Origin of the sequence: Tabrizicola sp. (assembly GCF_036781545.1) — a bacterium.
Taxonomy (GTDB): Bacteria; Pseudomonadota; Alphaproteobacteria; order Rhodobacterales; family Rhodobacteraceae; genus Tabrizicola.
Genome location: NZ_DAIQAT010000101.1, coordinates 1 through 12,337, shown reverse-complemented (window position 1 = coordinate 12,337; position 12,337 = coordinate 1). Strand labels below are relative to the sequence as shown.

At 66.2% G+C, this 12,337-nt stretch carries 11 protein-coding genes; 6 read left to right on the top strand and 5 right to left on the bottom strand.

The genetic code is table 11. The annotated features are described in order from the left end of the window. A partial coding sequence (lexA, locus tag V7Q39_RS14240; RefSeq protein WP_333817262.1) for a transcriptional repressor LexA occupies positions 1–596 on the top strand: 596 nt, incomplete at its 5' end. On the opposite strand, the gene V7Q39_RS14235 is transcribed toward lexA, so the two are convergent. Then, positions 590–2,689, bottom strand: coding sequence for a ComEC/Rec2 family competence protein (locus V7Q39_RS14235; protein ID WP_333817261.1), 2,100 nt, complete (start codon positions 2,687–2,689; stop codon positions 590–592). The two genes, lexA and V7Q39_RS14235, sit on opposite strands and share 7 nt — an antisense overlap. A 76-nt stretch (positions 2,690–2,765) precedes the next feature. Between V7Q39_RS14235 and gltX the strand changes: the two genes are divergently transcribed. After that, positions 2,766–4,178 carry a glutamate--tRNA ligase gene (gltX, locus tag V7Q39_RS14230; protein WP_333817260.1) on the top strand — a complete coding sequence of 471 codons (1,413 nt, stop codon included), beginning with the start codon at positions 2,766–2,768 and terminating at the stop codon, positions 4,176–4,178. 95 nt (positions 4,179–4,273) lie between these two features. After that, positions 4,274–5,563, top strand: coding sequence for a citrate synthase (locus V7Q39_RS14225; RefSeq protein WP_333817259.1), 1,290 nt, complete (start codon positions 4,274–4,276; stop codon positions 5,561–5,563). Between the two features lie 52 nt (positions 5,564–5,615). On the opposite strand, the gene aguB is transcribed toward V7Q39_RS14225, so the two are convergent. The 3 genes from aguB to V7Q39_RS14210 form a co-directional block, all read right to left on the bottom strand. Beyond that, positions 5,616–6,488 (bottom strand): N-carbamoylputrescine amidase, encoded by an 873-nt coding sequence (gene aguB / locus V7Q39_RS14220; protein WP_333817258.1) that lies wholly within the window; start codon positions 6,486–6,488, stop codon positions 5,616–5,618. A gap of 62 nt (positions 6,489–6,550) precedes the next feature. Continuing rightward, complete coding sequence (locus V7Q39_RS14215; RefSeq protein ID WP_333817257.1) at positions 6,551–7,570, bottom strand: DUF2235 domain-containing protein; 1,020 nt, start codon at positions 7,568–7,570, stop codon at positions 6,551–6,553. 200 nt (positions 7,571–7,770) lie between these two features. Beyond that, positions 7,771–8,916 carry a type III PLP-dependent enzyme gene (locus V7Q39_RS14210; protein ID WP_333817256.1) on the bottom strand — a complete coding sequence of 382 codons (1,146 nt, stop codon included), beginning with the start codon at positions 8,914–8,916 and terminating at the stop codon, positions 7,771–7,773. A 214-nt stretch (positions 8,917–9,130) separates the two neighbouring features. Between V7Q39_RS14210 and V7Q39_RS14205 the strand changes: the two genes are divergently transcribed. Continuing rightward, the gene (locus V7Q39_RS14205) at positions 9,131–9,562 is read left to right on the top strand and encodes an Lrp/AsnC family transcriptional regulator (RefSeq protein WP_333817255.1); all 432 of its coding nucleotides are present in this window, start codon (positions 9,131–9,133) and stop codon (positions 9,560–9,562) included. 55 nt (positions 9,563–9,617) lie between these two features. Here the strand turns inward: V7Q39_RS14205 and V7Q39_RS14200 are convergent, their stop codons facing one another. Continuing rightward, the gene (locus V7Q39_RS14200; RefSeq protein ID WP_333817254.1) at positions 9,618–11,252 is read right to left on the bottom strand and encodes an NAD(P)H-hydrate epimerase; all 1,635 of its coding nucleotides are present in this window, start codon (positions 11,250–11,252) and stop codon (positions 9,618–9,620) included. A gap of 170 nt (positions 11,253–11,422) precedes the next feature. On the opposite strand from V7Q39_RS14200, the gene V7Q39_RS14195 reads away from it, so the two are divergent. After that, on the top strand, positions 11,423–11,761 hold the full coding sequence (locus V7Q39_RS14195; protein WP_294968666.1) for a P-II family nitrogen regulator: 339 nt from the start codon (positions 11,423–11,425) through the stop codon (positions 11,759–11,761). Between the two features lie 92 nt (positions 11,762–11,853). Then, on the top strand, positions 11,854–12,337 hold a 484-nt coding region (locus V7Q39_RS14190), incomplete at its 3' end, for a glutamine synthetase beta-grasp domain-containing protein (protein ID WP_333817253.1).

The window sequence follows — 12,337 nt, the reverse complement described above, 5'->3', positions numbered from 1 at the left end:
ATGCGCTGGACCTGCGGTCGAAATCGGGCATCCACCGGCTGATCACCGCGCTGGAAGAACGCGGCTTCATCCGCCGTCTCGCGCACAGGGCGCGGGCGCTGGAGATCTTGAAGCTGCCCGAGGCGATGGAGAAACCCGGCTTCTCGCCCAAGGTGATCGCGGGCGACAAGGTCGATCCGCCGCGCGGCGCGATGCCGGTCTCGACCGTCCATGCGCTGGAACTGCCGGTGATGGGCCGCATCGCCGCCGGTGTGCCGATCGAGGCGATCTCCGAAGTGTCGCACCATGTCGCGGTGCCGGGCTCGATGCTGTCGGGCAAGGGGCAACATTATGCCCTTGAGGTCAAAGGCGATTCCATGATCGAGGCCGGGATCAACGACGGCGATATCGTCGTGATCCGTGAACAAAGCACCGCGGACAACGGCGATATCGTCGTGGCGCTGGTCGAGGATCACGAGGCCACGCTGAAGCGCTACCGCCGTCGCGGCAACATGATCGCGCTGGAAGCCGCGAACCCGGCCTATGAGACGCGGGTCTTCCCCGACCACCTGGTCAAGGTGCAGGGCCGCCTCGTCGGGCTGATCCGCAGCTACTGAGCGGCAAGCTCAAGCTTCGTGCCGGACAGGTCGGGAAGCACGACCTTGCGCGCGGGCGGCGACCACAGCCGGTGGGCGCCTTTCGTCGTCTCGATCCGCAAGGCATCGCCCTCGCGCCAGATCGCCAGCGGGCCTGTCGCCGAAAGGGTCTTCGCATCGATCAACGGGCAGGCCTTCGGTACGGCCTCGACCTTCGCGGCCAGAATGACCAGCGCGGCCGATCCGCAGACCTCGCCCACCTTTGCCTCGGACCCCTTGCCGGACAGAGCCACGGCGTGCAGCCCCGCCAGATCGAACCAGCGCTCGCCTTGCGGGCCATCGAAGCCGGGCCGCGTGGCGGCTTCGGCCTGCCCGGTCAGATCACCGTCGTTTTGCAGCCAGTTCTCGGCGGCGAAGCCCCCGCCCTTCGGGGCTGACAGCGCCCGGCCCTCCGGCCCCTCCAGCCCCAGAAGCTTGCCGTCGCCCGAGACTAGCAGCACCGGCCGATCCGCCATGAGCCAGAGACCGAGGGCGGCCAGCACGGGCAAAATCCCCAGCGCCTGGACCCGTCTGCGCCAGAGGATCAGCCAGATCGAGCCCAGCGTGAAGAGCGGCAGGACCCATGGCCCGGGCGCCGGGATCGCCGTCACCGACCCGTCCAGCCCGGCGGTCCAGTGCGCCACGAACAGGATCCAGCGCGCGCCCTGCTCCATCGCCCACAGCGGCAGGGCCGCTAGGCCGAAGGGCGCCAGCAGCGCGGCCAGGGCACCGGCAGGCATGATCACCACGCCCATGGCCGGGGCGGTCAGCAGGTTCGCCAGAAGCCCGTAGTCGGTGAAGCGGTTGAAATGCGCCGCCGCATAGGGCGCGGTCGAAAGCCCGCCGATCAGCGAGGACAGGACCAGCGTGAAGACCGGCATCAGCCAGCGCGGCACCCGCTCGCGGTAGATGCTGCCGTCCAGCGCCCCGAAGCCCACGATCAGCGCGATGGTCGCGGCAAAGGACATCTGGAAGCCGGGCTCCAGCAGGCTTTCCGGTTTCATCAGGAGGAGCACCATCCCCGCCACCGCCACCGACCGCAGGGTCAGCGCCCGGCGGTCCAGCAGCACCGCACCCAGCAAGACCGCGATCATGATGAAGGCGCGTTCGGTCGCCACATTCGCGCCCGACAGGAGCAGGTAGAAGAGCGCCACCCCGAGGCTGACCACCGCTGCGACCTTCTTGGTGTTCACCCGCAGCGCCACCCAGGGCACCAGCGCCAGCCCGTAGCGGAAGAGCGCGAAGACGAAGCCGATGAGAAAGGCCATGTTCATCCCCGAAATCGCCAGCAGATGCGCGAGCGAGGAATCCCGCAGGGCCTGCACCGTATCCTCGGTGATCGCCGAGCGGTCCCCGGTCATCGCGCCGGCAGCGAAGGCCCCGGCCTGGCCGTCCATATGCGCGAGCATTCCCTGCGTCAGCCAGCTGCGCAGCCTGTCGATGGGCAGCGCGCCGCCGGACGGCTCTTCCAGCAGCAGGACCGGCGTGCGGGTATAGCCCACCGCGCCGAGCTGGTTGAAGAAGGCCATGCGGCGGAAATCGAAGGCGCCGGGCTCCACCGGGCCTTCGGGCGCGGCAAGGTTCGCGGTCAGGATCACCACCTGCCCCGGCGTCGGCGTCAGCCAGTCCTGTGCCTTTTGCAGGGACACCCGCACCCTGAGCGGGGTCTTTTCGGGCGCAACCTCCTGCAGCACCACCCGGTCCAGCGTCAGGCGCAGCGCGTCGGATTGCGAGCGGTCGATCTCGACGATCCGGCCTTCCACCGGGCCGTAGTACCGGAAATCCAGCATCGGGGCGTTCAGCGAATGGGCGCGGATCCCGGCGGCGATCCAGCCCGCGGCAAGGGCGGCGGCGGCAAGGGCCAGCGGGCGTGCAAGCTCTACCTTCGCAGCAAGGCCCAGCCCGCCCGCCAGCACCAGCGCCGCCAGCGCGTAGCTTCCAACCCCCGGCTCCTCTTGCAGGCTGAACCAGGCGCCGATGCCGCAGCCGACCAGCACGGCGATCCAGGGGAACAGCATTCCCCGCGCCGTCTGCAGCGCCTCCAGCGGAGCGATCACGGCCCTGACGATGGCCACCTTGTTTCCCACCCCGCGATTGCCTAAACCCTCGGCAATCCTACGTCCGCCATGGTTTCCGAAAGGTTAACGTCCGATGCCTGCAGCCCCGACTTCCCCGGTCGTCACCCGTTTCGCGCCCTCGCCCACCGGGTATCTGCACATCGGCGGCGCGCGGACGGCGCTTTTCAACTGGCTTTACGCGCGCGGGCGGGGCGGCAAGTTCCTCTTGCGGATCGAGGACACCGACCGCGAACGGTCGACCCCCGAGGCGACGGCGGCGATCCTGCGCGGGCTCACCTGGCTTGGCCTGGACTGGGATGGCGATGTGGTCAGCCAGTTCGCGCGGAAGGATCGCCATGCCGAGGTCGCGCATGAGATGCTCGCGCGAGGAACGGCCTACAAGTGCTTCTCGACGCAGGAGGAAATCGCCGCCTTCCGTGCGGCGGAAGAGGCCGCGGGCCGCTATCCGGTGTTCCTGTCGCCCTGGCGCGATGCCGATCCCGCAACCCATCCGGATGCGCCATACGTCATCCGCATGAACGCCCCGCGCACGGGCGAGACCATCATCGACGATCAGGTGCAGGGCCGCGTGGTGATCAAAAACGAGACGCTGGACGACATGATCGTCCTGCGCTCGGACGGGACGCCGGTCTATATGCTGGCGGTGGTGGTCGACGATCATGACATGGGCGTCACCCATGTGATCCGGGGCGACGACCACCTGAACAACGCCGCGCGGCAGCAGATGGTCTATGACGCGATGGGCTGGCAGGTCCCGGTCTGGGCGCATATCCCGCTGATCCACGGGCCGGACGGTAAGAAGCTGTCCAAGCGCCATGGTGCAACCGGGGTCGAGGAATATCAGGCGATGGGCTACCCGGCGGCCGGGATGCGCAACTATCTGACGCGGCTTGGCTGGGCGCATGGCGATGCCGAGATTTTCACCTCGGAAGAGGCGATGAAGATGTTCGACCTGTCCGGGATCGGCCGCGCGCCCGCCCGGCTGGACTTCAAGAAGCTTGAGAACACCTGCGGGCACCACATGGCCATGGCCGAGGATGCCGCGCTGCTGCATGAACTGCAGGCCTACCTTGCTGCCGCGGGGCGCGAGCCGCTGACCGAGGCGCAGACCCGGCTGATGCAACAGGCCCTGCCCTTCCTCAAGTCCTCGGTGAAGACTTTCCCGGAACTGATTGATAAGGCATCGTTCCTGATGATCTCCCGGCCGATTGTGCAGGACGTGAAGGCCGGAGAGGCGCTGGATACGGTATCCCGTGGTATACTGAAATCATTGACGCCGCGCCTGCAAACTGCTAGCTGGACGAAAGAGGCGCTGGAGCCCATCCTGACCGGCATCGCCGCTGAGAACGGCATCGGGTTCGGCAAGCTTGCGGCACCGCTTCGGGCGGCTCTGGCTGGCCGAACTGTTACACCTTCGGTTTACGACATGATGCTAACCATCGGTCGGGAAGAAACCGTCGCCAGGCTGTCGGACGCGTCGCAGTGACCAGCGCCCCCCGGCCTTGAAGCTGCCCCCGCCGGGGTGCAGGATAGCCAATGGCCGCGCCCGACCGGGTGCGACCGCCATGACTGGGGAGAACCATGTCGGACACCAACGCCAAGCTAGAGCTGAACGGGACCACCTACGACCTTCCCGTCCTGAAACCCACCCTCGGCCCTGATGTGCTGGACATCCGCAAGCTTTACGGCGAGGCGGATGTCTTCACCTTCGACCCGGGCTTCACCTCGACCGCCGCCTGCGAAAGCGCGATCACCTATATCGACGGCGACGTGGGCGAGCTTCTGTATCGCGGCTATCCGATCGAGCAGCTGGCCGAGAAGTCGACGCATCTGGAAGTCTGCTTCCTGCTTCTTTACGGCGAACTGCCGACCGCCGCGCAGCTGGCCGATTTCACCCAGCGGGTGACGCGCCACACGATGGTGCATGAACAGATGCACTATTTCTTCCGCGGCTTCCGCCGCGATGCGCATCCGATGGCCACCATGGTGGGCGTGGTCGGCGCGATGGCCGCCTTCTACCACGATTCGACGGACATCAACGATTCCTGGCAGCGCGAGGTCGCGGCGATCCGGATGATCGCCAAACTGCCGACCATCGCCGCGATGGCCTACAAATATTCGATCGGCCAGCCCTTCGTCTATCCGAAGAACGCGCTGAGCTATTCCGGCAACTTCCTGAACATGTGCTTCGCCGTCCCGACCGAGGATTACGTGGTCAATCCGATCCTCGAAAAGGCGATGGACCGGATCATGATGCTGCACGCCGACCACGAGCAGAACGCCTCGACCTCGACGGTGCGGCTGGCCGGCTCCTCCGGCGCCAACCCCTTTGCCTGCATCGCGGCGGGCATCGCCTGCCTGTGGGGTCCGGCGCATGGCGGGGCGAACCAGGCCTGCCTGGAGATGCTGAAGGAGATCGGCACCGTCGACCGCATTCCGGAATACATCGCCAAGGCGAAGGACAAGAACTCGGGCTTCCGGCTGATGGGCTTCGGCCACCGGGTCTACAAGAACTTCGACCCGCGCGCCAAGGTGATGAAGGAAAGCGCCGACGAGGTGCTGGATCTGCTGGGCATCCACAACAACCCGCTGTTGCAGGTCGCCAAGGAACTGGAACGGATCGCGCTGGAGGATGAATATTTCATCTCGAAGAAGCTTTATCCGAACGTCGACTTCTACTCCGGCATCATCCTCGAGGCGATGGGCTTCCCGACCTCGATGTTCACGCCGATCTTCGCGATCAGCCGCACCGTCGGCTGGATCAGCCAGTGGAAAGAGATGATCGGGGAGAAGAACCAGAAGATCGGCCGCCCGCGGCAGCTGTATATCGGCCCGGCGAAGCGCGACTACGTCGATCTGCGCCACCGCTGAGCGCCTTCAAGGCATTGGGAAGGGCGGCCCTTGCGGTCGCCCTTTCGCGTCCCTAGCCGCGCCCGTCCAGCGTCCCGACCGCGCCGTAAAGCCCGGGCCGCCGGTCGCGGAACAGGCCCCAGCTGGCCCGGAGCGCCGCAATCGCGTCGAGGTCGAACTGGTGGACCAGCACGCCCTCGGTCACCCGGTCGGCCTTGGCGACCAGCTGCCCGGCATGATCGGCGATGAAACTTGAGCCGTAAAACGTGACCTCCCGCCCCTCCGGCGCGACTTCCGTTCCGATCCGGTTCGAGGCCACCACCGGCAGGATATTCGCCGCCGCATGGCCGCGCATCGCCATTTCCCAATGCGGCTGGCTGTCATAACCGGGCGCGGGCGGCTCGGACCCGATGGCGGTCGGATACATCAGCAGCTCCGCCCCCATCAGCGCCATCGACCGGGCGCATTCCGGGAACCACTGGTCCCAGCAGATGCCCAGGCCGATCCGGCCGAAGGCGGTATCCCAGACCCTGAATCCGGTATCGCCGGGCGAGAAGTAGAACTTCTCCTCATAGCCCGGCCCCTGCGGGATATGGCTTTTCCGGTAGAGCCCCAGCACCCGGCCATCGGCATCGACCATCGCGACCGAGTTGAAGAAGGCAGGCCCGGCGCGCTCGAAGAAGCTGACCGGGATCACCACGCCCAGCTCGCGCGCGAGATCGGCGAAGCGGGCGACCAGCGGATGGCCTTCCCGCGGCGCAGCCAGGTCGAAATAGCGCGGATGCTGCTCGATGCAGAAATAGGGCGCGGCGAACAGCTCCTGGATCAGCACCACCTGCGCACCCTGCCCTGCCGCCTGACGGACCAGCGCCTCGGCACGGTCGGCATTGGCAGGCAGGTCCCAGCTGCAGGCGAACTGGGTGGCGGCGACGGTCAAGGGTCTCATGGATGCGGGCCTCGGATATGCGCTAGCGCCAGCCTAAGCCCCTGCCCCTGCCGCTTGAAGCCCTATTCCGCCGGCTGTTCGCTGGGCCAGCGCGCCCCGGCGGCGGCGAGGGCGCTGGGGTGCAGCCGTTCCGACCGGTCCCGTCCCACGACCCGTCGCCGCCGTAACAGGAACCACTTGCCCCAGCTGCGCCAGGTGCCGACCATTGGCGCATCGGGGTCGCAGGGGAACCCCGCCCGCCAGCCTTCGGGCAGGGCAAGCCCCAGCGCCTCGGCGCGTTCCAGCATCCAGACCAGCGGGATGTTGGCCAAGGGACGGGCCGCCGCAAAGTCACCCAGCTGGCCACCGATGTCGCCATGCGCGCCGCGGAACCAGACCTGCTCGACATTGCCCTCCCACCCCGGCGGGCAATCCCACAGCACCGGCGCAAAGGCCTCGCGCGTCTCGTTCAGGGCCAGCGCATGGTAGCCGTGCCGGATCGAGGTGCCGAGCTGGTGGTTGTGAAAGCCGTAGTGGTCTGGCGCGAACATCCAGAACAAGGGCAGCCGCAACCCCAGCGCCTTCACCGTGTCGAAGACCCCCACCATCTCGATCGGCGCCTCGGCATGGCAGAAGCGGCGGATGAAGGCTTTCGATGCCTGGCTCTCGGCCCCGCGCTCATAATGCCGCCAGGCCAGCCGCACCGCGCGTTCCGTCGCATGGTCCCGCTTCAGAAGCCCCACCCGGTCGATCACCCCCGCCAGCGAGCGCACCGCATAGGCCCCGCGCGAATAGCCGAAGAGGAAGATCCGGTCGCCCTCGCGATAGCCGCTCGCCAGCCAGCCATAGGCGCGCTGGATCTGCGGCGCGGTCCCTCGGCCCTCCAGCAGCGCTAGCCCGCGCAACCAGCCTTCCCACTGCATCCCCGGTTCGTAGTAGAGCCTTCGATTGGCCCGGGTGCCCATCTGCTTCAGCAGCAGGAACATCAGGCCCACGTTGCTTTGCTGGCCGGGCTCCAGGCTGGACATCGTGCCATCCAGGATCACCACATGATCGACCACACCCCGCACCCGCCCCGGCTCGGGCACCGGGGCCGGTTCCACCGCGGGCTCGACCTCGCGGCGGAAGAAACTGCGGATGCGGTCGAACAGGCGCGTGGCGGCTCTCCTCTGACAGCGGCGCGGGACGGCGCTTCAGACCATCATCGCAACGCAGGAATTAAGGTTCCCTTGACCACAAAGCTCATGCGCCCGGCGGGATTTGTCCAGCCGGGCGCGCGCATTTCACGAAGGTTTTCAGACAGTCAGAGCTTGAGGCTGAGCACCGTTGCCATCTGCAACTCGCCAAAGCCGTTGAAGCGGGTGTTGGTGACGGTGGAATAGGACCCCATCCCCTGCCAGACGACGAAATCGCCCTCCTCCAGGTCCGAGGGTAGCGCGATCTCGCCCGGCAGGCGGTCGACCGAATCGCAGGTCGGGCCGAACACGATGCGCGGCACGACCTCGCCCCTCCGCTTCTCGCCGGTGGGCGTAAGCACCTCGATCCGGTCGATCACGCCGATCATCGGCAGTTCGGTCAAGGAGCCATAGACCCCGTCGTTCAGGAACACATGGGCGTCGTCGCGCAGCGCCTTGACGCGGGCCGCCAGCGCGAAGGCATCGCCACACAGGGCCCGCCCCGGCTCGCACACCAGCGCCGGGCGGTCGGCCCCGAAAGCCTCGGTCGCGACACGGTCGATCAGGGCGAAGGTCTCTTCCAGCTGGGGCACGATCCCCACCATCCGGTGCGAGGGGAAACCGCCCCCCACGTTCAGCCGTGCGATCTTCACGCCCGCATCCTTCGCGATCACCGCCGCCTCGCGGATATAGGCCTCCCAGGCGTGGGGGTCGGTGCATTGCGTACCGGGATGGAAGGTGATCGAGGGGATATAGCCCGCCGCCGCCACCGTCTTCAGCAGTTCCACCGCCAGTTCCACCGTCGCACCGAACTTGGCGCCGAAATTGTAGGCGGCCCCCGCGACCGGCAGCTTGAAGCGCACGGAGATCTCGGTGCCAGCGACCGGCACCATCTCGATCAGCTTCTGAAGCTCCGACTGCGAATCGACGCTGTAGCTCTTCACCCCACGCGCGACCGCATGGGCGATCTCGTGGCGCGCGCGGACCGGGTTGTTGTAATGGATCGCCGCATCGGGGGCGAGGCGGCGGATCAGGTCGATCTCGAAGGGCGAGGCGCAGTCGAAGCCGCGCACGCCCGCCGCCGCGAGGTTCTCCACCATCGCCTCGCCGGGGTTCGACTTCACCGCATAGGTGACAAGGCCCGGAAAGCCGTCGATGAACCGCCGCGCCGCCGCCTGCGCCGCCGAGGGCGCGAAGAACAGAACCGGGTTTTCCGGCTGCTCTTTCTTCAGGTAATCGGTGGGGTTGGACCAGATCGTCTTGGAGAGTCCCATCGGCGTATTTCCCTTTGCCAACAAGACGCTTCGCCCTTCCCCGTGCAGCTTGGGACCGGGCACCAGCGTGGTTTCAAGTGAACCAGGCCAGGTGCGTATGAGCCGCCCTTTTCCTGCAGTCGAGGATGCCGCATATGGGTTACAAACTCACCGAACAAAACTATATAAATGCGCGGTTTCGTCGTTATAATGACGAAAAAGGACGGCAGACTGCATGGATGACCTGGATCGCAACATCATTGGGCTGCTCTCCGCCGATGCGCGGGTTTCGGTGGCCACTCTCTCGCGCCGGTTGAAGGTCGCGCGGTCGACGATCCAGGCCCGGCTGGAGCGTCTGGAGACCGGCGGCGTCATCGCCGGATACACGCTGAAGCTGGGCGAGGCTGCGCGGGAAGGGCGGCTGCGCGCCTCGGTTTTGCTCACCATCGAGCCCCGCTCCCAGGCCGCCGTACTGGCCCGGCTGCGGTCGATTGCCGAGATCGAGCGGGTGTTCACGACGTCGGGCCGGTTCGACTTTCTGGTGCAGGTGGCCTGCCCCAATACCCAGGTGCTGGATTCGGTCTTGGACCAGATCGGCGCGATGACCGGCGTCCGGGCATCGGAGAGTTTGATCCACTTGTCGACCAAGATCGACCGGGCGGTGTGAGGGATGGAGGGGATCGTAAGGTGGGGTTGAACCCCACCCTACATCGCGCCGGTCGTCAAATGCCCAACCCCCGGAACACCTTCGGCAATTCCTCCGGCAGGTCCTCTGCGATCAACCCCGGCCCGAACGACAGCGCACATTCGACATGCAGCCAGGCCCCGGTACAGGCCGCATCGAAGGGGCTGAACCCCCGCGCCAGAAGTCCGGTGATGAACCCCGCCAGCACATCGCCCGACCCTGCGGTCGCCAGCCACGGCGCCGCCCGGTCGTAATGGGCTGAATTGATCGCACAGCGCCCGGTAGGGTCGGCGATCACCGTATCCGGCCCCTTGTACAGGACCACACAGCCCGCGCGCTTCGCAGCCTCGCGGGCGGCGTCGACCTTGGAATAGGCGGGGCCCTTGGTTGCCGGTTCGGCCAGCTTTTCGGCGATGTCGGGGAAGAGGCGCGCGAACTCCCCGGCATGAGGGGTGAGCACGCATCCGTCATGCAGGGCGGTGAAGAGGTCGGGGTGTTGGGAGAGGATCGTCAGCGCATCGGCGTCGAGGACGATACCCCGCCCCGGACCTGATCCGGGGCCTCCATGTCCACCTTGTCCCCCGGATTGAGCGAGGTCCCGGGTCAAGCCCGGGATGGGGTTTGGAACATCCAATGCGACCGCCACCAACCCCGCCTCCCGCGCACCGACCCCCAACCCCGGCCCCACACACAGCGCATTGATCCGCCTGTCCTCCAGCACCCCGGCGAGGGCGCCCCCATCCGCCACCCCCCGCAGCATCACCGCATCCAGCCGGGCGGCGTTCTCGGGGATGGCCTCGGGCGGACAGCCCACCGTCACCACCCCCGCCCCGATCCGCAAGCTTCCCCGCGCAGAAAGCCGCGCTGCCCCGCCGCGAGCGGATGGGCCGGAGAGGATGAGGGCGTGGCCGTGGGAGTATTTGTGGCCGTGCGATTTTGTTAAGCCCGGAACAAATGGGGTTGTGCTCGTGACCCAATCGGCCTCTCGACGAGCAAGGTCCCTGTCGGCCTCGTAGCTATGAATCCCGAGTGAAACAACCTTCAGCCGCCCGCAGAGCTCTGGCTCCGCATCAAGCATGTGCCCGACCTTTGCCGCCTGAAACGTCACGGTGAGATCGAAGGGCGGAACATATACATCATCCGCATCTTCAAGGATGTATCGCCCACTGTCGGCGCACACACCCGAAACAACGTCGATTGCAACCAATCGACACCCTGACTTCTGGGCAATATTCCACAGGCCGCCAGCAGCGCGGTTGGTTCGGGTAAGTCCGATCCCGAACAAGGCATCAATAGCCAGATGAGCATCATCAAAGATAAAGCCGTCAGCGTCCTCGAATGATCTAACCTCCCCCATCCCCACCCACCGCTCATAGTTCACCCTTGCATCCGGCGGCATCCGCTCCGGGTCGCCGTAGAGGAAGACCTCCACCTCCCAACCCCACTCCTTCAACAGCCGCGCCACGACGAACCCGTCGCCGCCGTTGTTCCCCGGCCCGCAGAGGACCACCGCCCGGCGCGAGGTCGCTCGCAGCTCCGGCCATTCCTCGAACACCGCCTCGACCACGCCCCGTCCGGCGCGTTCCATCAGTTCCAGCCCCGTGACCTCGCCACTGGCTATCGCCGCCTGTTCGATGGCCCGCATCTGCGCGGCGGTCAGGAGTTCGGTCATTTCTCAGCTACCCGTGTTTTCAGACCGCCCGAACAACGGGCTGACTGCACAAATTTTAGGCGAAGCCCAAGGAATCCCCCGGCCAGAGCCATCCGCGAAACCCTGTCACATTGTCCCCCGCACAGGGAAGTGGTCAGAGAGGCCAGAGACGGAAGCGGGGGGAGCAGCCCATGAAGAAAGTCGAGGCGATCATCAAGCCATTCAAGCTGGATGAGGTGAAGGAGGCCCTGCAGGAGGCCGGGATCCAGGGCCTTAGCGTGACCGAGGTCAAGGGCTTCGGCCGCCAGAAGGGCCATACCGAGCTGTACCGTGGCGCCGAATATGTCGTGGACTTCCTGCCCAAGGTGAAGATCGAGGTCGTGCTGACCGACGACATGGTCGACACCGCCGTCCAGGCCATCGTCAGTGCCGCACGCACCGACAAGATCGGCGACGGCAAGATCTTCGTCACCCCCGTGGAACAAGCCATCCGCATCCGCACCGGCGAAACCGGCGACGATGCTGTCTGACCCAGGCCCAGAGTTTTTCTAGGGAAATTCTGGGCTTGTCCGAACCCGGCCCGCAAGGCCCATCCATCAACCCCAAACCGAAAGGCAGTCAGATGAGCGCCGTTGCCAAGGCTCTGAAACTGATCAAGGACGAGGAGGTCGAATATGTCGACATCCGCTTCACCGACCCGAAGGGCAAGCTCCAGCACGTGACGCTGGTCGCCGACCTGGTGGACGAGGATTTCTTCGAGGAAGGCTTCATGTTCGACGGCTCGTCGATCGCGGGCTGGAAGTCGATCGACCAGTCCGACATGAAGCTGATGCCGGATGCGACTTCGGTCTACCTCGACCCGTTCTATGCGGAAAAGACCCTCTGCGTGCATTGCAACGTGGTCGAGCCCGATACCGGTGAGGCCTATTCGCGCTGCCCGCGCCAGATCGCGCTGAAGGCCGAGGCCTACCTCAAGTCTTCCGGCATCGGTGACGCCTTCTACTGCGGCCCGGAAGCCGAGTTCTTCCTGTTCGACGACGTCCGCTATTCGGTGACCCCCCGCAAGGTGGCCTACGAGATCGACGCGGAAGCCGCCGCCTGGAACA